The organism is Nonomuraea sp. NPDC049129, assembly GCF_040648495.1.
Taxonomy (GTDB): Bacteria; Actinomycetota; Actinomycetes; order Streptosporangiales; family Streptosporangiaceae; genus Nonomuraea.
The window spans coordinates 17,155-40,563 of the sequence record NZ_JBEZDU010000012.1; the positions used below are offsets into that span (position 1 = coordinate 17,155).

The 23,409-nt window shown below is 71.5% G+C and carries 20 protein-coding genes; 10 read left to right on the top strand and 10 right to left on the bottom strand.

Annotation, left to right across the window (positions count from 1 at the left end):
- Positions 1-246: 246 nt before the first annotated feature.
- The 3 genes from AB0B64_RS33490 to AB0B64_RS33500 are packed head-to-tail and all read left to right on the top strand — an operon-like array spanning position 247 to position 4,727.
- Positions 247-2,469 (top strand): TerB N-terminal domain-containing protein, encoded by a 2,223-nt coding sequence (locus AB0B64_RS33490; RefSeq protein WP_358182220.1) that lies wholly within the window; start codon positions 247-249, stop codon positions 2,467-2,469.
- Positions 2,466-3,725 carry an ATP-binding protein gene (locus tag AB0B64_RS33495; RefSeq protein ID WP_358182223.1) on the top strand — a complete coding sequence of 420 codons (1,260 nt, stop codon included), beginning with the start codon at positions 2,466-2,468 and terminating at the stop codon, positions 3,723-3,725. The genes AB0B64_RS33490 and AB0B64_RS33495 overlap by 4 nt, the downstream gene beginning before the upstream one ends.
- Before the next feature lie 60 nt (positions 3,726-3,785).
- A complete protein-coding gene (locus tag AB0B64_RS33500; RefSeq protein WP_358182226.1) occupies positions 3,786-4,727 on the top strand; it encodes an NUDIX domain-containing protein in 942 nt (313 codons plus the stop codon).
- Between the two features lie 56 nt (positions 4,728-4,783).
- Here AB0B64_RS33500 and AB0B64_RS33505 read toward each other — a convergent pair whose 3' ends face one another.
- Positions 4,784-5,602 (bottom strand): PaaX family transcriptional regulator C-terminal domain-containing protein, encoded by an 819-nt coding sequence (locus AB0B64_RS33505; RefSeq protein WP_357957292.1) that lies wholly within the window; start codon positions 5,600-5,602, stop codon positions 4,784-4,786.
- Positions 5,603-5,714: 112 nt separating this feature from the next.
- Here AB0B64_RS33505 and AB0B64_RS33510 point away from each other — a divergent pair, with 112 nt between their 5' ends.
- On the top strand, positions 5,715-7,304 hold the full coding sequence (locus AB0B64_RS33510) for a benzoate-CoA ligase family protein (protein ID WP_357957290.1): 1,590 nt from the start codon (positions 5,715-5,717) through the stop codon (positions 7,302-7,304).
- Between the two features lie 15 nt (positions 7,305-7,319).
- On the opposite strand, the gene AB0B64_RS33515 is transcribed toward AB0B64_RS33510, so the two are convergent.
- The 6 genes from AB0B64_RS33515 to AB0B64_RS33540 form a co-directional block, all read right to left on the bottom strand.
- Positions 7,320-8,837 (bottom strand): acyl-CoA synthetase, encoded by a 1,518-nt coding sequence (locus tag AB0B64_RS33515; protein WP_358182229.1) that lies wholly within the window; start codon positions 8,835-8,837, stop codon positions 7,320-7,322.
- A gap of 117 nt (positions 8,838-8,954) precedes the next feature.
- Positions 8,955-11,081 (bottom strand): choice-of-anchor J domain-containing protein, encoded by a 2,127-nt coding sequence (locus tag AB0B64_RS33520; protein WP_357957286.1) that lies wholly within the window; start codon positions 11,079-11,081, stop codon positions 8,955-8,957.
- A gap of 144 nt (positions 11,082-11,225) precedes the next feature.
- Positions 11,226-12,215 carry an LLM class flavin-dependent oxidoreductase gene (locus AB0B64_RS33525; RefSeq protein ID WP_358182232.1) on the bottom strand — a complete coding sequence of 330 codons (990 nt, stop codon included), beginning with the start codon at positions 12,213-12,215 and terminating at the stop codon, positions 11,226-11,228.
- Positions 12,216-12,257: 42 nt separating this feature from the next.
- Positions 12,258-13,283 carry a hypothetical protein gene (locus AB0B64_RS33530; RefSeq protein ID WP_358182235.1) on the bottom strand — a complete coding sequence of 342 codons (1,026 nt, stop codon included), beginning with the start codon at positions 13,281-13,283 and terminating at the stop codon, positions 12,258-12,260.
- Positions 13,280-13,762, bottom strand: coding sequence for a SigE family RNA polymerase sigma factor (locus AB0B64_RS33535; protein WP_358182238.1), 483 nt, complete (start codon positions 13,760-13,762; stop codon positions 13,280-13,282). The genes AB0B64_RS33530 and AB0B64_RS33535 overlap by 4 nt, the downstream gene beginning before the upstream one ends.
- 52 nt (positions 13,763-13,814) lie before the next feature.
- Positions 13,815-14,786 (bottom strand): adenylate/guanylate cyclase domain-containing protein, encoded by a 972-nt coding sequence (locus AB0B64_RS33540; RefSeq protein ID WP_357957278.1) that lies wholly within the window; start codon positions 14,784-14,786, stop codon positions 13,815-13,817.
- 228 nt (positions 14,787-15,014) lie between these two features.
- On the opposite strand from AB0B64_RS33540, the gene AB0B64_RS33545 reads away from it, so the two are divergent.
- The 3 genes from AB0B64_RS33545 to AB0B64_RS33555 are packed head-to-tail and all read left to right on the top strand — an operon-like array spanning position 15,015 to position 18,809.
- Positions 15,015-16,196: a M20 family metallopeptidase gene (locus tag AB0B64_RS33545; RefSeq protein WP_357957277.1), complete on the top strand. Its 1,182-nt coding sequence runs from the start codon at positions 15,015-15,017 to the stop codon at positions 16,194-16,196.
- Complete coding sequence (locus AB0B64_RS33550; RefSeq protein ID WP_357957275.1) at positions 16,193-17,359, top strand: P1 family peptidase; 1,167 nt, start codon at positions 16,193-16,195, stop codon at positions 17,357-17,359. The genes AB0B64_RS33545 and AB0B64_RS33550 overlap by 4 nt, the downstream gene beginning before the upstream one ends.
- Position 17,360: 1 nt before the next feature.
- Positions 17,361-18,809, top strand: coding sequence for an aldehyde dehydrogenase family protein (locus tag AB0B64_RS33555; RefSeq protein WP_358182241.1), 1,449 nt, complete (start codon positions 17,361-17,363; stop codon positions 18,807-18,809).
- A gap of 191 nt (positions 18,810-19,000) precedes the next feature.
- On the opposite strand, the gene AB0B64_RS33560 is transcribed toward AB0B64_RS33555, so the two are convergent.
- Entirely contained in the window at positions 19,001-19,291 is a 291-nt protein-coding gene (locus AB0B64_RS33560) for an antibiotic biosynthesis monooxygenase (protein WP_357957271.1), read from the bottom strand.
- A 60-nt stretch (positions 19,292-19,351) separates the two neighbouring features.
- On the opposite strand from AB0B64_RS33560, the gene AB0B64_RS33565 reads away from it, so the two are divergent.
- On the top strand, positions 19,352-19,984 hold the full coding sequence (locus AB0B64_RS33565; protein ID WP_357957269.1) for a helix-turn-helix domain-containing protein: 633 nt from the start codon (positions 19,352-19,354) through the stop codon (positions 19,982-19,984).
- Positions 19,985-20,138: 154 nt separating this feature from the next.
- Here AB0B64_RS33565 and AB0B64_RS33570 read toward each other — a convergent pair whose 3' ends face one another.
- On the bottom strand, positions 20,139-20,906 hold the full coding sequence (locus tag AB0B64_RS33570) for an SDR family NAD(P)-dependent oxidoreductase (RefSeq protein ID WP_357957267.1): 768 nt from the start codon (positions 20,904-20,906) through the stop codon (positions 20,139-20,141).
- Between the two features lie 129 nt (positions 20,907-21,035).
- Between AB0B64_RS33570 and AB0B64_RS33575 the strand changes: the two genes are divergently transcribed.
- Both AB0B64_RS33575 and AB0B64_RS33580 read left to right on the top strand, forming a co-directional pair.
- Entirely contained in the window at positions 21,036-21,677 is a 642-nt protein-coding gene (locus AB0B64_RS33575) for a hypothetical protein (RefSeq protein ID WP_357957265.1), read from the top strand.
- A gap of 17 nt (positions 21,678-21,694) precedes the next feature.
- On the top strand, positions 21,695-21,889 hold the full coding sequence (locus tag AB0B64_RS33580) for a hypothetical protein (protein ID WP_357957263.1): 195 nt from the start codon (positions 21,695-21,697) through the stop codon (positions 21,887-21,889).
- On the opposite strand, the gene AB0B64_RS33585 is transcribed toward AB0B64_RS33580, so the two are convergent.
- Complete coding sequence (locus tag AB0B64_RS33585; protein WP_358182244.1) at positions 21,890-23,197, bottom strand: aspartyl protease family protein; 1,308 nt, start codon at positions 23,195-23,197, stop codon at positions 21,890-21,892.
- Positions 23,198-23,409 lie beyond the last annotated feature (212 nt).

A 23,409-nucleotide genomic window follows, 5' to 3' on the forward strand; every position in this document is an offset into this window, starting at 1 on the left:
CCCCTCCGGCTGCGGGCGTGTAAGCCGTTTCGGCGGGGGAAGCGCCTGGTCGTGGAAGCTCCATTACCAATGGCCGCGGACCCTGGTCATCAGGGCGGTTAGAAAAGGTTTTTCGGCCGGTCCGCTAAATGACCGGCGGGGCCGGGATTCAAGATTGTAACGAGGGCCTGGAGCGATATGTCGGGCAATGGCGGGGGCGTTAGGGTGCAATCCCTGTCTATTTCGTGGTGAGGTGGAGGAGGGCCGGTGGTGTACCGCGCGCGTGGCCGCCATGCGTCATCCGGCCAGGCCAAAGCCGCCTCACCCGCGTCGCCGGAGGGGCCGTGGCTGCCCGCCGGCAGCGCCATCCATCTCGCCGGCCTGAACATCATCGGCGGCCTGCTCTACGTGGGCTCCGAGCTGCCGTCCGCGTCCGGAATGTCGGTGGAGCCGTCGCTGATCGACCCTGAACTGCCGGTGGACATGACGCAGCCGGACTGGGACGGTCAGGGGCTCGACCGCTGGCCCAGCTACGCCGCCCTCCCACCGCCCTCGCGGGCCGCCTATCTGAGCTGGCTCGCCGACGGGCGATGCTATTCGCGGACACCCCTCGGCTACGTTTTCCTCTATTTCTACGGCCTCGAACGTCGCGTGCTACACGACCTGCACCTGGACCGCTCCACGGCGCAGGAGGAGTTGCCGGTCATCCACGAGGAGGTGCGCCGCCTGCTCGGCGTCTATTCCCGGCACGACGCCTTCCAGCGGCACGCGGGGCCGTTCGCGGAGCTGCTGGCCGCTCTGTGCGAGCCCGAGGTGACCGGCGCGGCGTTCGCGATGCGGGCCCGGCTGGGGGAGCTGGCCGCGCGGGGCGAACCGGTGCCCGCCGACTGGGCGCTGGCCTGGCTGCGCGGCCACCCGGCCTACCGGCCGGGCGCGCCGGCGACGCGGTGCCCGGCGGAGTTCGGGGCGCTGTTCCAGCGGCGGTACGCGGCACGTCACGGCGAAGGGCTTGTCGTCCGGCCCGGATCCAAGGAGCTGGCCTTCGAGTATCGGCCCGCGAGCTCCGGGTTCGCCGGGGCCCCGCCGGTGCTGCCCGGCGTACCCGATGTGCTGACGCTCGCCGCGCCCACCCGGCAGCTGTTCGCGCTGGCCGAGGAGTGCTGCTCCGAGCTGGAGGCGTACAGCCGCTTCCTGGGCCGGCTGCCCGGCGCGAAGCAGAGCGTACGGGCCCAGGCGCTGCTGCCCGCGGAATTGCTCGACCTGGGCTCCGGCGGTGCCGGGCGGGCGGTGCGGTGGGCGCTGGGCCGGCTCGCGGGGCGGGAGACCGCGCTCGTGCCCGCCGAGGAGTTCGTCGCCCTGCTGTCCACGCCCGAGCCCGCCAGGAAGGACGTCATCGCGCTGGCCCAGATCCTCGGGCGGGCCGGGGTGGGGATCGAGCCGGACCCGCGTCTGGGGGGTCCGGTGCCGGGCGCGGGGGTGATGGCCTTGTTCGCGGCGCCGGACGGCCCGACGGCGGCGGCGTCCGAGGTGTACCGGGCGGCCACCGTACTGCTGCACCTGGCCGCCGTCGCGAGAGCCCCGGGCGAGGACGCGCTGAATCCGCCGGATCATGCGAGGGACCAGGCACGTCAGGCCGCGTATCGTCGGCTGAGCGAGCATCTCGAGCGGGCGCTGAGTCTCACGCCCGGTGAGCGGGTCCGGTTGCGTGCGCATATGGAGTGGGTGCTCGCGGCGGATGTGCCGCTGGCTGGTCTGGCCGCTCGCGTCCAGGAGATCGACCGGTCCGAGCGTGGCTATGTGGCGGAGTTCCTGAGGGACGTGACCGGCGCCAACGGGCACCTCACGCCGGCCGAGGCCGAACTGCTCACCAGGATCCACTGGCTGCTGGGACTGGATCGGGATCCCGAGCCCGCCGGGCGTGCGGGGGGCTCCCCGTACGTCGCGGTGCGGCATGCGCCGATCCAGCTGGCGTACTTCCCGCACGCGCCCGCCCAGCAGGTGCCTCCGCCACGCGGCGACATGCCCTATCTGTCCGGCCCCGACATGCCTTACCCGTCCGGGTTCCACATGCCTGTACGGCAGGTCGTTCCGGGAGCGCCCGTCTTCGGTGTGCCCGTCCTCAGCGCCCCGACGGTGTCCAACGGGCGCGCCGTCGCCCGGCTGGTCGAGACGGCCAGGGTGGGGACGCTGCTCGATTCACTGCTCGCCGGTGATGAGCCGCTCCTCACAGCCGCCCCGCCTCCTCCGGTGCCCCCGGTGGCGGGACTGGACAGCCGCCACTCCGGCCTGGTCCGCGCCCTGGCCGCCGTCGATCAGCCGCAACTCACCCGGGGTCAGTTCGAGATGCTCGCGGACGCCTGGAAACTGCTGCCGGAGGGCGCGATGGACCGTGTCAACGAGGCCGCCTACGAGAGCGCGGGCGATCCGCTGCTCGACGGCGACGACCCGATCCTGATCGACCGGCTACTGCTGGGGGAGATGCTGAAGTGACCGTTCGGGCCCGCGAACGCGACGCCCTCCTCAAGGCGCTGCGGGCAGGGGTGGTCCCGCTGATCGGGCAGCGCCACATCCAGGCCGGTCGTACCGCCGAGCTGGCGGTTCTGACCGGCGACATCGAACGGGTCGTGGTGGGCGGCTCGGCCGTCCGGCTCGTCATCGGCGAGCACGGGGCGGGCAAGACGTTCCTGCTGCACCTGGCGCGCTCCGTGGCGTTGGACAAGCGGTTGGTCACCCTGCACGCCGACATCACCGCCGACCATCGGCTGCACTCGGAGGAGGGCCAGGCCCGCGCCCTCTACACCGAGCTGGCCCGCAGCATGGCCACCCGCGCCAGGCCCACCGGCGGCGCGCTGGCCGCCGTCGTCGAACGCTTCCTGTCCACCGTGCTCGACGAGGCCCGCCAGGCGGGCACCGACCCCGGCGAGGCGATCAGGGAACGCCTGGCCCATCTGGAGGCGCGTCCGGGCGGCCACGACTTCGCCGAGGTCGTCGGGGCGTACTGGCGCGGCCACGACACGGGCGACGAGCATCTCAAGTCGGCCGCGCTGCGCTGGCTGCGCGCGGAGTACCCGACCGCGGCGGAGGCCAGATCGGCGCTCGGCGTGCGGTCGATCATCGGCGACTCGACCGTGCTCGATCATCTCGCGCTGATGAGCCGGTTCGTCCGGCTGGCCGGGTACGCCGGGGTGTTCGTCTTCCTGGACGAGCTGGTCAACCTGTTCAGGCTCGCCTCTCCGCAGGCTCGCGACGCCAACTACGAGCAGATCCTGAGCATCGTCATCGGGGGAGTGCCGCATCTGGGGTTCGTGTTCGGCGGCACTCCCGAGTTCCTCATGGACGGGCACAGCGGGCTTTTCAGTCATGTGCCGCTGCGCCGGCGGCTGGGCGCGCGCGCCTTCGCCGAGCCCGGGCTGATGGATCACGCCGGGCCGGTGAACAACGGTGGGCCGGTGCTCCGGCTGGCGGCGCTGACGGCGGAGGAGCTGTACGTGGCGCTGGCCAAGATCCGGTTCGTCTACGCCTCCGGCGAGGACGGTCGGTACCTCGTGGACGACGACGCGCTGGTGGCCTTCATGCACCACTGCTTCGGGCGGGTGGGGGAGTGGTACTACCGGATGCCCCGGGCGACGTTCAAGGCGTTCTGCGATCTGCTGGCCGTACTGGAGCAGGATTCCGGGGCGAGCTGGCGGCGGCTCCTGCCGGGGGTGGACCTGTCGGCAGAGGAGGAGGACGACCGCCCGGTGTGACCGCCGCCCCGTGGTGTCGTCGGTGGGTTCTGTCAGAGGGATCGGGCAGACTCGTCGTCCATGACGAGGGATGACGACGGGGCGGCGCACGATGGCGACGCGGGTGTGCCGGGGTCGCTGGCCAGGGTGCTCGGCGACGTGGCGGCCGAGCGGGCGGCGCAGGACGCCAAGTGGGGCATGCAGACCGTACCCGACGGCACTGGGGCCGAGGGCGCGGTGGCCGAGGCCGACCGGGCGCGGCTGGAGACGGAGGAGGCGGCCCGGCGCGGGGAGCTGACCTGGCGGCACATCCTGCGCGAGGAGGTTCTGGAGGCGTTCGCCGAATCGGAGCCCGAGGCGCTGCGCACCGAGCTGATCCAGGTGGCCGCGGTCGCCGTCAAATGGGCCCAGGCCCTCGACCGCCGCCCCGAGGACACCGGCAAGCCACCGTCAGGCCCCGGCGAGACGGTCCCGAAGGCCGTTGAGGAGGCGGATGCGAAAACCGTGGCGGCCGCCGGTGAGGCGGATGCGAAAACCGTTGGGAGCCCGCGTCCGGACGCTGCCGGTGAGGCCGTCGGGGAGCCGCGTCCCGAGCGGTTCCGGGCCATCGTCGACGTGCACGTGATGCTCGTCCGTGACGGCACGGTGCTCCTCGGCAAACGGGCCGGCACCGGCTACGGCGACGGCCGATGGCACTTGCCCTCGGGGCACCTGGAGCCCGGTGAGTCGGTGGTCGGCGCGGCCGTCAGGGAGGCCCGCGAGGAGGTCGGCGTCACCATCCGGCCGGAGGACCTGGAGTTCGCCCACGTCATGCACCGCGCCCCCGATCGCGTCGGTTTGTTCTTCGTCGCCAGGAAGTGGACCGGCGAGCCCTACAACGCCGAGCCGCACAAGTGCGCCGCGCTCGCCTGGCGGCCGCTCGGCCAGCTGCCCGACGACACCATCGGCTACCCGGCCGCGGCCATCGCCAGGGTGCTGGAGAAGGAGCCGTTCGCGCTGTACGGATGGACTCCAGAGCGTTGAGAGCGTCGCTGGTCTGCCAAGAGTCGACACTGGCGTGATGCCCCGCAAGGGAAGTGTCACATGTTCCGCAGCTCGTCCCACTGCCGCCGCGCGCCCGCCAGCCAGGTGCCGTGCAGGTCATTGAAGACGTTGGCCGCGCGCACCCCGATCCAGTTCGGCGGCGACAGCTCCAGGGGCAGGCGCGGGTCGAGCATCGGGAAACGCCGCCACTCGTGTACGAGCCGGACCTGCGCCAGCAGCACCGGATCGCCCGGCTCGGGCCGCATGCCGGCGAACTCCTGGATGAACTCCTGATAGTGCGCCGCCAGTTCCCCCAGATGCCAGGCCTGCTCCACCAGCGTCCGCTCGGAGCCGATCCCCGCGTAGGGCCCGTTGAAGGAGAACACCGCCGCGTCCAGCCCCAGCCCCTCGACCACCTGCTTGGCCTCGGCCTCGCGGGTGGTGTGCGGGCTGACCCACACCCCGGGCACGGGACTGCCGAAGCCCGCCCACGTCAGACCGGTACGCAGCCGGTGGCGTAGCTCGCGCCTGGACTCCGGCACGCTCGCGATCAGCACCACCCAGCGGCCGTCCCACGGCTCGCGGTCGCGGCCGAACGCGTAGATTCGCTCGGCCCCCTCCGTCAGCAGTTCGCGGCCGCGCCGCGTCAGCGACCACCGCACCCGCCGCCCGGACCGCGCCGACACGATCCACCCGTCGGCGGCCATCCGCGCCAGCGCCTGCCTGGCCGACTTCTCCTCCACCCCGAGCCCGCCCATCACGTGCAGCAGCGCCGACGTCCACGCCGGCTCATCGGAAGGCAGCACGTGCTCGCCCAGCACCGTCAGCAGCATCGACCTCGCGCTCGACTGATGGTGGCGGGGCAGCCTGGCCATTTATGCTCCTTTCGGGGTGGGAGTCTGATTCAATGCTACAAGTAGTTGACGATGCATCAATTCTGTATAGAAGATTCTCGTACGGCGTGTCTCCCTCCCTGTAAGGACGACCATGTCATCGGAGTCGTTCAACGCCAGTCTCTATCTCGTGGATCGTCAGGTCGAAGCCGGTCGCGGTGCGCACACCGCGGTCGCCGGCTCGGCCGGCACACTCACATACGCCCAGCTCGCGGCCCGTGTCGGTGAGCTCTCCTCCGGGCTGCGGGTGGTCGGTGTCCGGCCCGAGGAACGCGTGGCGCTCGTCATGTCCGACCGGCCCGAGACGCTCGTCACCATCCTGGCCGTCATGCGCATGGGCGGCGTCGCGGTGCCGCTGTCCACCATGTACAACGGCGTGGAGCTCGGCGCCCTGATCCGCGACTCGCGGGCCCGCGTGGTGGTGGCGACGCCCGAGTACGAGCCGGCGGTCAGGGTGGCGCTGGCCAACGCGCCCGAGGTCGCCCTGCTCGTCCTGACCGGCAACGTGGGCCAGCGGGCGGCCGACGTCGTCCCGGCGTCCGACGCGGACGTCGGCGTCCCGGTGTGCTCGCTGGCGGACGTGGTGGACGCCGGCCGTACGGTGGGCGAGCCGTACCAGACCTGGACGGATTCCCCCGCGCTGTGGCTCTACACTTCGGGCACGACCGGCGCGCCGAAGGCGGCCATGCACCGGCACGGCGCCATCAGGGACGTCTGCGAGACCTACGGCCGGCAGGTCCTGGGCATCACGCCGGAGGACCGGTGCTTCTCGGTCGCCCGGCTGTTCTTCGCCTACGGCATCGGCAACTCGCTGTTCTTCCCGCTGTCGGTGGGCGCGACGACAGTGCTCGACCCCTTCAGACCCACGCCGCCGGGGGTGGTGGCGCGGGTGGTGGCCGAGCGGCCGACGCTGTTCTTCGCCGGGCCGACGTTCTACGCGGGCCTGCTCGCCTCCGACGCGCCCGACGACACCTTCTCCTCGGTACGACTGGCGGCCTCGGCGGGAGAGGCGTTGCCGGCGGAGATCTACCGGCGTTTCACCGAGAGGTTCGGCGTCGACATCATCGACGGCATCGGCTCGACCGAGGCCCTGCACATCTTCATCTCCAACCGTCCGGGCCAGGTCAGGCCAGGCACTTCGGGCACCGTCGTCCCCGGCTACGAATGCAAGCTGCTCGACGACTCCGGCAGTCCGGTGGCCGACGGACAGCCGGGCCACCTGTACGTACGCGGCGACTCCATCGCCACCGGCTACTGGTGCCGGACCGACACCACCCGCCAGGTGTTCCAGGGGGAGTGGTTACGCACCGGCGACACCTACGTACGCGACGCCGACGGCGTCTACCAGTGCCTCGGCCGCTCCAACGACATGATCAAGGCGAGTGGCATCTGGGTGTCGCCGATGGAGGTCGAGTCCCGGCTGCTGCAGCACGAGTCGGTCGGCGAGGCCGCGGTCGTCGCCTTCACCGACGCGAACGGGCTGGAGAAGCCGGTCGCCTGCGTGGTGCCCGCCGCTGGGAAGACGGTGGACGCGGCGGAGCTCATCGCCTTCTGCCGCGACGGGCTGGCCTCCTTCAAACGGCCGCGCGAGGTGCTGGTGCTGGAAGAGCTCCCCAAGACCGCCACCGGCAAGATCCAGCGCGTGGTCATCCGCCAGATCGCCGCCGACCGGCTCGGCGAATAGTCAAGCCGGGCACTGTCACCACAGCCCGCGAAGCTCCCTCTTCAGCACCTTGCCGCTGGCGTTCTTGGGCAGCGACTCCACGAACACCACCGTCTTCGGCGTCTTGAAGGCGGCCAGCCGTACCCGCAGGAAGGAGATCAGCTCGTCGGCGGTCAGGCCGACGCCCTCGCGCAGCACGACGGCGGCCGTCACCGCCTCGATCCACCGAGCGTCGGGCACCCCGAACACCGCCGCCTCCGCGACGGCCGGGTGCTGGTAGATCGCCTCCTCGACCTCCCGGCTGGCCACGTTCTCGCCGCCGGACTTGATCATGTCCTTCTTGCGGTCCACGACCGACAGATAGCCGTCGGCGTCCAGTACGCCCAGGTCGCCGCTGTGGAACCAGCCGCCGCGGAACGCCTCGGCGGTCTTGTCCGGGTCGTTCCAGTAGCCGAGCATGGCGTGCGGGCCGCGGTGCACGATCTCGCCGACCACACCGGGCGGCACCGGCTCGTCGTTGTCGTCGACGATCCTGGTCTCGACGTTCAGGGCGGGCCGGCCCGCCGAGCCGAGCCTGGTCAGCTGTTCGTCCGGGCCCAGGATGGTGGCCACGGGCGCCATCTCGGTCTGGCCGTAGAAGTTGAACAGCCGCACCCCCGGCAGCCGCGCGGCGATCTCCTTCAGCACCTCGACCGGCATGATCGACGCGCCGTAGTAGCCCTTGCGCAGCGACGACAGGTCGCGGCGGTCGAAGTCGGGGTGGCGCAGCAGGCCGATCCAGACGGTCGGCGGGCAGAACAGCTTGGTGGCGCCCTCCGCCTCGATCGCCGCCAGGATCGCCGCCGGATCGGCGCCGGGCAGGATCACGTTGGTGGCGCCGAGATAGAGGCCGGGCGTGAGGAAGCAGTGCAGTTGCGCGCAGTGGTAGAGCGGCAGCGCGTGCACCTCCACGTCGGCGGGGCTCATCTCGCCGTCGATCACGCACGAGGTGTACTGGGCGATCAGGCCGCGGCTGGACAGAGTGGCGCCCTTGGGCCTGGATTCGGTGCCGCTGGTGTACATGAGCTGGATCGGGTCGTCGTCGGCGATCTCCACCCGCGGCTCGGTGTCGTCGCCGTGCGCCAGCCAGTCCGTGACCGGTTCCCACCCTTCTGCGTGCCCGATCACCCCACGCACCGCGACCCCGTCGGAGACGGCCCGCTCGGCCACGGGCAGCAGCGACTCCTCCACCAGCAGGCCCGTCGCCCCCGCGTGCCGCAGGATGTAGGAGACCTCATCGGTGCCCAGCATGAAGTTGATCGGTACGGAGATCGCGCCCAGCCGGGCCAGCGCGAAGTACGCCACCACGAAGACGTCGTTGTTATGGCTGAACAGGGCGAACCTGTCGCCCGTGCCCACACCCCGGGCGGCCAGCGCGTTGGCCATGCGGTTCACCGCCCGGTCCAGCTCGGCGTAGGTCCACCGCTCCTGGCCGTACACGATCGCGGTCTTGGCGGGGAACCGCGCGGCCGAGCGCCGCAGCAGGTCACCGATGGCATGCTGTCGAGTCGTCATGAGCACATCCTCATCTCCACCGGACCAAGGACCGAACCATGTTCGGCGATCCTAACCCGCAGGGGAAACGCGAAAGCGCCCGCCGCGAGACGCGGCGGGCGCTCTCAGATCACGCGGTCACTTTCCGCCGGGCTGGACGACGCCGTTGACCTTGAGCGTGTACGGCGCGTACTGGCCGACCTGCTCCGTCGAGTCGTCGTAGGCCACGACCGCGACCACCGTCGGGAACGGCAGCATCGTGGCCAGCTGCAGCCGGTTGAGGCTGACGCTGTTCTTTCCGTTGGACTCCAGCTGCAGCGCCACCGAGTGCTTCTCGTCGAGGCCGATCAGCCGGACGTTCCAGTTCTCGACCGGAGTCGGGAAGACCTCGGTCGGCGAGTCGAACGGGTCGAGCGACGAGCCGTCGCTGACCGCCGTGGCGCCGACCGTGATGTCGTCGATCTTCCAGCCGCCCTCGTTGACCCCGCCGTCGCTGACGTAGCGGAAGCCGAGGAGGATCTCCTTGCCGGCGTAGGCCGACAGGCTGTAGGTGTGCGGCTCGAAGCCGGTCGTGGTGCCGTTGACGCCGGGGCCGAGCGGGCCCGTGACCGTCTTGTCACCGGGGATCGAGGTGTAGGTCTTGCCGCCGTCGGTGGAGACGATCACGTAACCGTAGTCGAATCCCTGCTCCGCCCCGTACTTGGCGAGGAAGCGCAGCGTCGGGTCGGCGGCCGGGACGGTCACCTTGGTGACGGCGGCGGCGTTGGTGTTGCTGGCGTTGCCGGAGAACAGCACCGGGTTGCCCGCGCGGTCCGGGTCGTCGGAGACGACGGTCCAGGTCAGCGGCTGGGCGGGCAGGGCCTTGGCGCCCTCGAACGACAGCGAGCGCAGGTCCACCCCGCGCAGGAACTTGCCGTCCGCCTTCTGCAGCGGCACGTAGTCGGCGCCGTTGGGGGCGGCGCCGGCGGTCTTGTAGGTGGCCGGGTTCGCCAGGTTGACGGTCGAGTTCAGGCTGGCGGTCGTCACGCGCTTCTTGGGCACGCCGAGCATGACGCCCTTGGTGCCGCCGACGATCCGGTCCACCAGGGTGGAGGTCTGGAAGTCGTGGATCACCTGGTACATGTTCTTGGCGCCCGCAGCCGCCAGGTTCGCCTTCAGGCTCGCCAGGCCCTGCAGCGTGCCGTCACGGTGCAGCCCCGACATGAACGCCGTGCCGTATCTGTCGTACAGGAACACCATTAACGAGTACGCGTTGCCGTAGTCGGCCAGCACGCCGTTGGCGTTGGCGCCCTCACCCCAGATGTTGAGCGAGTTCTCCGGGCCGCCGCAGTCGCGCGGGTTGGTGTTGTACGGCGTCTGGACGATGCCGAAGCCCTGGAAGCAGTAGATGTGGCTGTCGGTGCCGCGTTCGTTGACGGTCGCCTTGGGGTTGGAGTAACCGACCAGCGACATCGCGAAGTCCGACAGGCCCTCGTTCATCCAGGTGGTCTCGAGCGGGTCGGTGTAGTAGTGCGCCAGGTGCTGCCACTCGTGCGCGAACGTGCCCTCGTACTGGCGCGGCCGGGCCGGGCGCGAGGTGCACAGGTCGGCGGTCGGCTCGTCGGGCGGGTTCGCGCCGGTGCGGTGCGCCCAGTCGAAGGCGTCGATCGTCATGACGTTGCGGTCCAGCAGCTCGTTGAACTGGCTGGAGAAGAAGCCCGCGATGTACGTCGGAGCGGCGGGGAAGCTGTAGTAGTTGTCGTCCCTGACGTTGTCGACCAGGGTGACGGTCTTGTTGCCGCCGCCCGTGTAGACGCCGCCGTTGCCGTTGGCGTCGGGGCCGAGGACGGCGTTGGTGCCGTCGCGGTCCGGCGGCGTGCTGAAGGTGGCGGTCTCCTTCGGGTACATGTTGGTGTCGAACTGGGTGACCAGGTCCGCCACCTGCGCGTCGGTGACCTGCGTGGAGTTGGCGATCTGCGCCCGGCAGTCACCGGCGGGGAAGGACAGGTCGTTGGCGACCCAGACCTCGATGTTGTTGCCGACCCCGCGCAGCGTGTAGTCCTTGCGGTAGAGCGTGCCGTTGAAGTCGTCCAGTCCGAGCCATTGCCGGACCGTGCCGACCGGCGGGGTGTCGGCGGCGGCCTTCGTCTTGGCCCGCGCCTTGGCCTCGTACTTGGCGGGCACGTCCACGGGCTTGCCGTCGAGCTTGAAATCCTTGCGGGAGAGCTCTCGGATGTCGCTGGCCGGCGGAGCCTTCGGATCGGCCTGCGCCGGTATGGCGGACAAAAACGGTAATGCCATGATTAAGGCCGCGATTCCGATGAATCGGGTGCGCCCCATGAAGCCCCCTTGGAGTGGTCAGCGAGGGTGACAAAATGTGACTATCTGACCAAGGGATGGGCGCGCAAGTAAGTCAATTGCCAAAAAGCTTTATTGAATTCGTGCTCGCTCGGCTATCCGAGCCAGCCGCCGGTAGGAATCGAGCCTCCGCTCCAGGTCAAAGCTGTTCATGGTCACCAGGACCTCGTCCGCGCCGGTGAGCTCCACCAGCGCGCCGAGTTCGATCTCGACCTCGTGCGCGGTGCCGTGGATCTGCCCCTTGCGGGACTCCTCGAACAGCGCCCGCTCCCGCTCGGTCATCGCCGTCGCCAGCACCCGCTCGGCGGGGGACAGCGGAGGGAAGGCGCCGCTCGTCCGCGAGCGCGCGGTCGCCCACGCCTCCGGCACCTGTAGCAGCTCCGCCTCGCGGGCCGTCTCACCGACCGCGACGTTCGCCGCCACGATGACGTACGGCGCCGCCGCCCAGGCCGAGGGGCGGAACCCGGCGCGGTAGCGCGAGATCGCCTCCCGCAGCCGGGCCCCGCCGCCCCCGATCACCATCGGCAGCCCGTGCTCGGCGGCGATGTCCGCCCCCGAGCCCATGGCCAGCACGAACACCTGCGGCCGCAGCCCTTCGGCGGGCAGCGCGTGCACACCGGGATGCCCCCGCTGGTCCCCGGTGAAATAGCCGAGCAGCTCTTCCAGCTGCCCGCCGAACTCGTCGGCGTCCTCCTTGCCATGGCCGAGCGCCCGGCGAATGCCGCCGGTGAAGCCCACCGAGCGGCCGAGCCCCATGTCGACGCGGCCCGGGTTCAGCGCCTCCAGCACCCCGAACTGCTCGGCCACCACCAGCGGCCGGTGGTTGGGCAGCATCACGCCACCCGTGCCCACCCGGATCCGGTCGGTGGCCGCGGCGACGGCGGCGGCCAGCACGGTCGGCGCCGAGCCGGCCACCCCCGGCACGCTGTGGTGCTCCGACACCCAGAACCGGTGGTAGCCGAGCTCCTCCGCCTGCCGGGCGAACCTGACGGTGTCGCGCAGCGCCGTCGCCGGGTCGTGCCCCTCGCGGACGAGGGAGCGATCGAGGATCGAAAGCTTCATCACATATGTCGGCAACAGCGCCGGGGCGTGGCTGCTTCCGGGCTACTTCTGGTAGAGGCCGACAGCCCAGCGGACCGGGCGGTTGGTGTCGCTGCCCAGCAGCTTCCAGGTGACCTTGACGGTGGTCGTCTTGTTCGTGGGAAAGCTGAACTCGCTCACCGCCGAGGGGAAGGCGCCGCCCTCCCATACGCCGCAGGCGCCGCTGCCCCCCTGCGGGCGGCCGTTCACCACGAAGCTGAACCACAGGCGATCGGCCAGATCGCCGGTGCACGAGGTGTCGAAGCCGACCTTGCCCCGCACCTTGAACGTGGCGGAGCCCTCCTGAGGCCAGACACCGGCCTTCGTCTCCGCGAGCCGTGCCTTTCCCGCGTGGTCCGGCATGGCCGCGAGCGTCGTCGGCTCAGCCGGTCGCGCGGGCGGCGTCCACTCGTAGACGGCCAGTGACCAGGCGCCGCGGGTGAATTCCCGCGGCACGCACTTGCCGTTCCGGATGAGGCAAACCTTGCCGCTGGTCGTCGTGTCGAAGGTGATCGTGAGCTTGCCACGCGTGGCGGCCGGCACTTGGAGCGGCTGCAGCCGCATGCGCCTTGAGCACCCGCTGAAGTGGGCCGTCATGGACCTGTTGCCGGCGGATATCCTCGGCGCGCTGCTGTCCGGCCCCGCGCAGACCGCTCCGACGTCGAGCGGCTTGCCGGAGACCGGGATCGTCACCGAGACCTTGGTCGGCCCAGTCCTCTTGATCGACGTGATGGCGATCCGCCGGTACTTCGTCCCGTCTGAGGCGATGAACTGCTCCGGCAGCAAGCCCGCCAGCCCCGTGGGGATGGCGGTGGCCTCGGCGGCGGGTTCGTGCCGCGGCTCCGTCGGCTCGGCGAGGGACCCGGGGAGGAGGGAGACGCCCAGCGCGACGGCCGCCGCCACCGCGACCACCCCGCCGCCGCCCAGCATCCGCCTGCGCAGGCGGATCCGCCGGATGCGGGCCGCTATCTCTTCGTGCCGGGCCGGGTTGGCGGGGGAGGGGCCGTCACCGTGCTCGCGCAGGACGTCCCGCAGGTCATGAACGGTCATCGGTGCAGCTCCTTCACAATGGTTTCGTCCACGCGCAGCTTGGCCAGCGCCTTGGCGCTCTGGCTCTTGACCGTGCCGGGCTCGCAGCCCAGCAGCCGGGCCACCTCCGTCACCGGCAGGTCCTCGTAGAAGCGCAGCACCACCACCGCCCGTTGCCTGGCGGGAAGCCGGCCGACGGCCCGCCACAGCGCGTCGCGGTCGTCGGAGACCGGATCGCTGGCCGGGGTGTCCGGCAGGTCGTCGCTCGGCAGCTCACGTCGCCATCTCCTGCGCCACCACGAGGTGTAGGTGGTCACCAGGACCTTGCGCACGTACGCCTCTGGCTCCTCCACACGGGCCCAGGCGAACCATGCCTTGGCCAGCGACTCCTGGAGCAGGTCTTCCGCGGTCGCCCAGTCGTGGGTCAGCAGGTACGCCGTGCGTAACAGCCGATCCGATCGAGTGACCACGAAGTCCTGATATATCCCCCGGTCCGCCACGTACCGCCTCCTGTCGTCGCCTGTCGACGGTAGGGACGCATCGAGCGCGGACCTAGGTTGCCCCGTCCGTCTGGCGGCTGAGCGTGAAGGGGACCAGCTCGCCCAGCCCTCGTACGGACAGGCGTCTGACCGGGCGCAGCTCGAAGGCCCGGTCGCCCTCCAGCTCCTCGGCCATCTCCGGGCCCGCCAGGATCGTGTCCGGATAGGCCAGCGCGGTCAGCCTGCTGGCCAGGTTGACCGGAGTGCCGAACACGTCGCCCATCCGGCCGAGCACCGGCCCCACGGCCAGCCCCACACGCAGCTGCGGCATGCCCTTGTCCTTGGCGTGGGTCTCGATCAGGCGCAGGCCGATCTCCGCCGCCTCGTGCGCCTTCCCGGACACGAACAGCACCGAGTCGCCCAGTGTCTTGACGATGCGCCCGCCGCCCGAGGTCACCACGTCGGCCGAGCGGCCCTCGAACCTGTCGACCAGCCCGGCCAGCTCCGTCTCGGTGATCTGCCTGCTCAGCCTGGTGAACCCGACCAGGTCGGCGAACCCCACCGTCAGCCGGGCCGCGCTCGTCTCCTGTTCGGCCAGCCGGTGGGCGGAGGCGGCCAGGTTGCGCCGCCACGCGTAGACCAGCAGCCGGGCCAGGTCGGGCATCACCCGATCCGCCCGCCTGCGCCACGCCCGCGGCCGCTCGCTCAGCGGCACGCCCGCCTGGTCGAGCGCGTCGGCGCCCAGCTCGGCCTGCGACTCGGCCAGCCGCGCCGTCGCCCGGCCCAGGGATCTGGCCATGAGGAGTACATGCTCCTCGTCGTAGACCCCGTCGCTCACCATGCCGAGCAGCGTCCGCAGAGCCGCCACGTCGGAGTCGGTGAACTCGACGGCGTCGTCGGCGACGTTCGCGAAACCCAGCGCGCGCCAGAACCTGCGGGCGCGGTAGACCGGGACGCCGGCCATGTCGGCGACCTGGTGGCTGGTGTAACGACGGGGCTCGCGAAGGAACGCCTCCGTCAGTCCATCGGGATCCTCGCGCGCCACGACCGCAACATAACACCTGGCTGCACCAGTAGCGCACGCAGAGCGGGCCGCTCGTCCCCTTGACCCGAGCCGTCGCGGACTGGCAATCTGCGTAGCCTACTGGTCCGACCAGTGCACTAGCCAGGAGGCCGTAAGGCGTGAGGCGAATCGGCACCTGGATCCCCGTGGGGGCCAGAACCTCTACACGCGGACGCTGCCCCGGGCCGTACCGACATTGGAGGGATTGCTGTGATCGAGGTGGATGAGGTCGGGGTCGTCGAGTTCACCCAGGCGCTGGTCCGCATCCCGAGCACCAACGACCCGGCGCGCGGCCGCGACGAGCGGCCCGCCGCCGAGCTGGTCGCCGCCAAGATGCGCGAGTGGGGGTGGGAGCCGGTCGTGGACGAGGCCGCGCCCGGCCGGCCCAACGTCGTGGCCGTGGTCGAGGGCGGCGGGGGTGACGGGCCGACGCTGATGTTCGAGGGACACACCGACGTGGTCACCGAGGGCGACCTGTCGACGTGGACCGTGGACCCGTTCGGCGGGGAGATCCGCGACGGGCGGCTGTGGGGGCGCGGCAGCGCGGACATGAAGTCGGGCCTGGCCGCCACTCTCTACGCCACTCGTGCCCTGCAGCTGGCCGGGCCGTTCCCCGGGCGGATCAAGGTGTGCGCGCTGGCCGACGAGGAGGGCCTGATGCTCGGCGCCCACCACTTCGTCGCCTCCGGCCTTGCCGCCGACGTGGACGGGGCCATCGTGGCCGAGCCCGAGGCCGGGGAGATCTGCGCGGTCGCCAAGGGCGCGCTGCGGCTGCGGGTCGACTTCACCGGCAAGATGGCGCACGGCGCGATGCCGCAGCACGGCCGCAACCCCGTCCAGGCGGTCGGGGCGCTGCTGGTGGCGCTGCGGGCGCTGGAGGCGGAGCTGCAGGGGCTGCACCCCGCGCACGAGCACCTCGGGGAGGTGTACGTGACGCCGACCGTGGTGCGGGCCGGGACCGAGGAGCAGGTGAACGTCATTCCCGCGACCGCGTCGGTCTTCATCGACGTGCGGACGATCCCCGGCGTGGAGCACAAGCCGGTGGCCGAGCGGGTGGCCGCGCTGGCGGCCTTCGAGGGGATCGCGGCGGAGGTGTCCATCCTGGTGGACCGGCCGCCGGTGGACGTGCCCGTCTCCGACCCCGTGGTGGTCGCTTTGGCCGTCGCGCACCAGCACGTGACGGGCGCCGCGCCCGTGTACGGCGGAGTGCCCGGGTCCACGGACGGCACCGTGCTGACGCATTGGGGCGGGATCCCGTCGGTCGTGTACGGGCCGGGCGGCAAGTGGATCGCGCACCAGGCGGACGAGTACGTCGAGGTGGCGGAGATCGTGCGGTGCACCCGCGTGTTCGCCGAGGCGGCCCGGCGCTTCCTGACCCGGTCCGCGTCATGACGGCCGGGTCAGACCCGGTCCGTGTGACGGCCGGGGCGACGAACTCGCTGGTCGACGTCGCCGGGCTGCGGGTCGGGCACGCGCAGCGGGTGGGCGACGGCTACCGCACGGGGACCACCGTCGTGCTCGCGCCGCCCGGCGGCATGGTGGCCGGGGTGGACGTGCGGGGAGCCGCGCCGGGCACCCGGGAGACCGAGCTCCTCGACCCGCGCAACCTGGTGGAGCGGGTGCACGCCATCGTCCTGACGGGCGGCAGCGCGTACGGGCTCAGCGCCGCATGCGGGGTCATGGACCGGCTGGCGGACGCGGGGATCGGCTTCCCGGTGGAGGGCGGCGTGGTGCCGATCGTGCCCGCCGCCGTCATCTACGACCTGGGCCGTGGCGGTGCGTTCCGAGCCGTACCGGACGGCTCGCTGGGCGCCGAGGCGTACGACGCCGCCGCCCACTCCCACGGCCCGGACCCATGGACGTGCGGGTCGGTCGGGGCGGGCACCGGCGCGGTGGCGGGCGGGCTGGCCGGCGGAATCGGTACGGCCAGCGTCGTCCTGCCCTCCGGGGTCACCGTGGCCGCGATGGCGGTCGTCAACGCCGTCGGGTCCGTGCTGGACCCCACCGGCGGACGGCTGTCCGGCACCCGCTACGGGCTGCCCGGCGAGTTCGATCATCTCCGCGAGCCCGGTGAGGACGAGGTGGCGGCCTGGCCGGGCGCCACGGTGACGTCGTTCAACACGACGATCGGCGTGGTGGCCACCGATCTGACGCTCACCAAGGCGCAGTGCGGCAAACTGGCCGGCGTGGCGCACGACGGGCTGGCCCGGGCGATCAGGCCCGCCCACACCATGGTCGACGGCGACACCATCTTCGGCCTCTCCACCTGTGCCCTCCCCTTCCCCTTCCTCGGGCCTACGGCGCTGGACAGCCCGGAACCCGGCACCGTGGGCCTTGGAGGCGCTGCCGGGAGCACCGAGGGCTTTGAGGGTGCGGCCGGGCCGGCGCCTGTGGGTGCCGGGCGGAATGCGCCCGGTGCCGCTGGGCTGCATGACGTGCTCGCCGCCGGGGCCGATGTCTTCAGCCGGGCCGTGGCGCACGCCATGCTCGCCGCCACCGGCCGTGACGGCGCGCCCGCCTATCGAGACGTGTTTCCAAGCGCTTGGGGGAAGTAGCGTGACATTTCAGGACTGGCCGGGGAACTGGTCCAGGGACTGGCCCGGCGGGCTGCCCGTGGGTGACGGGTGGGCCGAGGTCGAGGACACCGCCGAGGTGGTCTTCCCGTACGACGGCTCGGTGGTGACGGCCGCCCCCGTCGGCACCGCCGCGCTGGCCCGGCAGGCCGTCGAGGCCGCGCTGGCGGTCGCCCCCGCCATGGCCGCGCTCCCCTCGCACGCCCGCCGCGCCGCGCTCATGGCCGCCCATGACGCCCTGGCCGCACGGCGTACGGAGTTCGAGCGCCTGCTCGTACTCGAGACCGGGAAACCGCTGGTCGACTGCCAGGTCGAGGTGGCGCGGACGCTTGTCACCCTCCTCACCGCCGCCGAGGAGGTGGGCCGGCTCCACGGCGAGACCGTGCCGCTGGACCTGCTGCCGTCGGGGGAGGGGCTGATCGGGTTCTGGACGCGGCGGCCGATCGGGGTGGTGGTCGGGATCACCGGCTTCAACTACCCGCTGCTGCTGGCCGCGCACAAGATCGCCCCGGCGGTGGCGGCGGGTTGCCCGGTGATCGTCAAGCCCGCGCCCGCGACGCCTTTGGCGACGCTCTGGCTCGTCCATCTTCTTCGCGAGTCGGGCGCGCTGCCCCCTGCCGGGGTACAGCTCGTCACCGGCGACGTCGAGGTGGGCCGGACGCTGGTCGAGGACCGGCGGATCGGGGCCGTGTCGTTCACCGGCTCGGCGGCGGCCGGGCACGCCATCGCGAAGAGCGCGGCGCCCACCAAGGTACTGCTGGAGCTCGGCTCGAACGCCGCCCTCGTGGTGGCGGCCGACGCCGACCTGGAGGCCGCCGCCGCGGCGGTGGTGCGGGGCGGCTACTACGCCTCCGGGCAGGCGTGCATCTCGGTGCAACGGGTGCTGGTGGAGGAGCCGGCGCGGGAGGAGTTCCTGTCGCTGCTGGCCGGGCGGATGAAGGACGTGGTCGTGGGCGACCCCCGCGACCCGCGGACCCGGGTGGCGCCGCTGATCGACCCGGCCGCGACCGAGCGGGTGCTCGGCTGGGTCCGCGGCTCGGGCGCGACGCTCGTCACCGGCGGCGGGCTCGACGGGCGGGCCATCGCGCCCACCGTGCTCGCCGACGTGCCCGACGGGGCCGCCGCCTGGGACGAGGAGATCTTCGGCCCAGTGGTGTGCGTACGCTCGGTGCCCGGCCTGGACGCCGCGTTCACCGCCGTCAACGCCTCCAGGTACGGCCTGCACGCCGCCGTGTTCACCCGCTCGCTGGCCACGGCCTTCGCCGCGATCGACCGGATCGAGGCGGGTGGGGTGGTGGTCAACGAGGTGCCGGGGTTCCGGGCGGACAACATGCCGTACGGCGGCGTCAAGGACTCGGGCGCCGGCAGGGAGGGGCCCCGGTTCGCCATCGAGGAGCTCACGGTGACCCGGATGGCGATCATTCGCCCCTGAGGGGATATGGGGTCGTCGGGCGTCGCGGGGTTGGACAGACCGGTTCGGTCGCCTGGTGGGCGCGTCGGGGGCTCGGGCTCCGACCCGACCCCGACCCTCGACCCCGACCCTCGACCCCGACCCCGGGCTCGGGTCCCTATCTGGGATCCCGGTCTCAAGTCCGGTCTCAGGTTCCGGGGTCGGGACAGGGGTCAGAGTTCGTCGAGGATCTCGATGTCCTCCGCGGTGACCTCGCGGGCCACCCCGAATGCCGCAGTGGCCGCGGCGGTGCCCGGCAGTGTCTGGCGGGCCGCTTGCAGGCTGGCGGCCGAGTCCCAGCGCCAGACGCCGACCCACGTCTCGTCGTCGAGCCGGCCGAGGCGCGCCTCGGTGAGGCCGGGCAGCTTGTCCCTGACCGCGGAGACCAGGGTCGCGTGCCGGGCCCGGACCTGTTCGGCCTCGGCGGGATCGGCCTGGAAACGGGTGACGCTGATGACTGACATGGCTGGACCATTTCTCTAGAGTTGACTTCTAGTGACTGGATCTAGAGATAGACTCTATCCATGAGCGATGTCAAGCGGCCGAACAAACGGGCGGAGAAGGCGAAGGAGACGCGCCGGCGCATCCGTACGGCGGCATTGGAGCTGTTCACGCAGGACGGATACGGCGCGACGAATCTGCAGGACGTCGCCGACAGGGCCGGGGTCGCGGTGCAGACGATCTACTTCGTCTTCGGCAACAAGCGCGCCCTGCTGAAGGAACTGGTCGACGTGACGATCGCCGGTGACGACGAGCCGGTGGCGACGATGGACCGGCCGTGGTACGTCGCGGCGTTGGCCGCCGACACGGCCCAGGACATGCTGCGCGCCTACGTCGCGGGCGCGACCGCGGTCCTGGAGCGGATCGCGCCGATCGGCAAGGTGCTGGAGGCGGCGGCCGCGAGCGACCCCGAGGTCGCCGCCCTGTGGCCGCACGACGTCGACCCGCGTTACGTCGTCCAGCAAAGGGCGGCCAAGGCGCTGGCCGGCAAGCCGGGCGCACGGGCGGACCTGCCGGTGGAGGAGGCCGCTGACGTGCTGTACGGGCTGCTCAGCCCGGAGCTGTACCTGCTGTTCGTCCGGGAGCGCGGCTGGTCACGCGAACGCTGGGAGAGCTGGGTCGGCGAGACCTTGCGCGGCCGACTCTGCCAGCCCTGACCTGGCGGCGGACGGTCCTGACTTGGCGACGCCGGTCGTGCCCTGGCGATGTTGGTCCTGACTCCTGGTGCCACAGGTCCTGACCCGGCGACGCCGGTCCTGGCCTGGTGACGCCGGTCCTGGTCTGGTGATGTCGGTCCAGCGCGCTGGACGCTCAGTTGGGTGGGTCGAAGCGTCCGTCCACGGCGGTCCAGCCGCCGTCCACGTACAGGACGGAGCCGGTGACGAAGCTCGCCGCGTCGCTCGCCAGGTAGACCACGGCGCCCGCCATCTCCTCCGCCTGAGCCCAGCGGCCGAGCGCGCTCTTGGCGGCGTACGCGCCGTACCAGGCGGGGTCGTCCTTGATCTGCCGGGTCAGCGGCGTCTCGACCACGCCCGGCGCGACCGCGTTGACCCGCACGCCGGACGGGCCGAACTCGGCGGCGGCGGTGCGCAGCAACTGCACCAGCCCGGCCTTGGTGGCGGAGTAGACGCCCTGGCCGGGTTCGGTCACCGATGCCCGGATCGACGCGAACCCGATGATCGACCCGCGCCCGCGCTCCACCATCCCGGCGCCGAACGCGCGGACCACGTCGAACGAGGCTCGCAGGTTGAGGCGTACGACCCGCTCGAACTCCTCGCCGGAGTAGTCCAGCAGCCGCTTGCGCACATTCGTGGCGGCGGTGAACACCAGCACGTCGGCGGGCGCTTCGGCGGCGAGGGCCCGCACCGCGTCCGCGTCGAGGACATCGACCCCGCGCGACGCCGCCCCGCCGCACCGCTTCGCGGTCTCCTCGGCGGCGGCGGGATCCAGGTCCGCGCAGACCACCTCAGCGCCGTGCGCGGCCAGCGCCAGCGCCGACTCCCGTCCGATCCCGCTTCCGGACCCGATCACCACTGCGCGCCGCCCATCCAGGCGGAACAACGCGTCGTATGCCGTCATGTCGGCTAGCCTAGCAACTGGTCTGACCAGTACACCAGGTCTGCCCTGAGATGGTGTCGGCGATTCCCAGGGACACGTCAGGGGCGATCACCGATGATGCGGGCCGGGGCGGCGCGGCATCGTGGTGGCATGATCTCCACCGACACCCCTGCGAACAGCCTCGCGAACAGCGTCGCCAGGGCCTCCTTCACCGCCGGACCCGCCGCCTTCCTCGGTGGCTGGCTCCTCATGCGTCCCATCGACGGCGATCTCGTGCCCGGTCCGTGGTGGACAGCCGCGCATGCCGTGTGGTTGCTCGGGTTCCTGCTGTTCGGCGTCATGGTGCTGGAGCTGCGGCGGATGGCGGCGCCCACGACCGGCGGGCAGAAGGCGGCCGTGTGGGCGGCGACGGGGGTGGCGCTGTTCAGCGTCCTGGCCAACGTGGCGCAGCTCGTCATCGACCTGGTGGCCGGGTTCACCTCGGCGGACGGGGCGGCGATGCGGGCGGTGTTCGACCAGGTGCAGGGGTATCCCGGGGTGGAGCTGGTCGTGTACTCGGTGGGGGCCCAGCTGTTCTTCGTGGCCCTGCTGGTGCTGGCCGGGATCATGGCGGTGCTGCACCGGGTCACCTCGCTCAGCGCCGTGGTCGTCGCGGCCGGGGTCGTGGTGCTGGCCGTGGCGATGCTCGGCGTCGGCCGCGACTCGGCGCTGGTCGCGGTGGGGATGGCCGTGCTGTGGCTGGGGGCGCTGCTGCTCGGCCGCGGACCCGGCACGCCGGCGCTGAGCGCCTAGAAGACCACTGAGAGATCTTGTGGGCCAAGGACCAGGGCGAGGAGCGCCGGGACGCGGCCGGTGTCGTCGAAAGTCCAGGTTCCGCGGTCCGTGGTGGGCGGGCCGTCCTCATCCGCCCCGACGGGTACGTCGCCTGGGTCGCCCGAAACGGCCGGACGGATCTGGACGCGCTCCGGGCGGCCCTCACGACCTGGCTCGGCCCGGGGCGGTGATCAGGTGGCCTTGCCGCGGGCGAGGTAGAGCTTCATGTCGGTGAAGTCGACGGTGATGTTGTAGGGCTTCCAGAAGCAGTGGGAGAACCAGCCCATCGCGTCGAACCCCGTCCCGAACGGCCACGGCACGTTGATCGCCGAGTTCGGGTTCGTGTAGCAGTAGACCTCCTTGGCGACGGCGTCGCCGAGGCGGACCTCCTTCGGGTAGCAGGGGTAGACGACGGCCGGGTGGCTGCTGCCGAAGGTGCCGATCTCGCGGTCGTAGTCGGCGCGGATCCCCAGCTCCTCGCCTGTCTTCCCGCGCAGGCCGGCGGCGATCTCGCTGGTCCCGCCGAAGTTCACGCCCACCACCCCGGTGCGGGAGCCGGTACTGCCGGTGAAGCTGCCCACGCTGTGCAGGTACTGCTCACGGGCCAGCCACAGCGGCAGGGCCTTGGCGCCCGCGCGCGCCTTCCTGGCCGCTTCGGCGGTTCTGCGGCGCAGGATCAGCGACCGGCCCGCGTAGTCGAAGGTGGTCAGCAGGTGGTAGAAGACCCACGTGCCGATCAGCCCGTCGCTGTCGGTGCCGACGTCCTCGCCCGACTCCGTCGTCGACCAGCCCACGGGGACGTTGCGCAGCTCGATGCCGCCCAGCTTGAGGGATTCCAGCACGCCGTAGTACGCCCAGACGGTGCCGTTCTCGTACTCGACCTTCTGGCTGGCGACGGGGTTCAGCCCGGCCTCCTTGGCCACCGACCCCCGCAGGCTCAGATTCGGGGCTCCGGTATAGAACATGAAGCGTTTGGCCGGCCCGCCGTTGACCGAGCCCTCCACCAGCGGGATCGGGTCCATCTGCTGGATCGGCAGCTGCGCGGAGTCGCCATGGACCTGGTACGCCTCGCCGCTGACCGCCGCGAACCACTTGGCGTAGCCGTCCTCGCCGGCCGCCTTCCAGTGCGGTGCGGAGAGGGCTAGTTTGTCCTGCCGGATGTAGCAGTCGCCCAGGTAGGAGTTGGTCTCCTTGTCGTCGGGGGCCAGCGTGAGGGCCAGCTTGAAGTACTTCTCGGCCTCGGGGAACCGGTTGGACAGCAGCGCCACGTAGCCGCGCTGCCGGGCCGCGTGCAGGTTCTTCGGGTCCGCTTTCAGAATCTCCTCGTACGCGCGGGCGGCCTGCTCGAACTTCCCGGCCTTGAACAGCGCGTCCGCGTCACTGCCGGCGGCCAGCGCCGTGGCCGCCCCGCCCAGCAGCGGAGCTGTCGCTGCCGCGCCGGCCAGCACCGCGGCGCCCCGCAACACCGAACGCCTGTCCCATCCTCCGTCGTCAGCCAACGCCTTCTCCCTTTCGTGATCACATCGCCGGAACGCCCTCCACTGTCGGCCAGCGGTGTCCTCACCTCGTGCGCGCCGTGTCATGGTCGTGTCACGGCCGCGACCGGGCGGGCTCGGCCGCCTCCCCGTCGAGGACGTCGGCGACCGCGGCCACCCCGCCGGTGAGCCAGGCGAAGGTGGCGAGCCGGTCGATGCTGCGCTGTTCGGGCTGC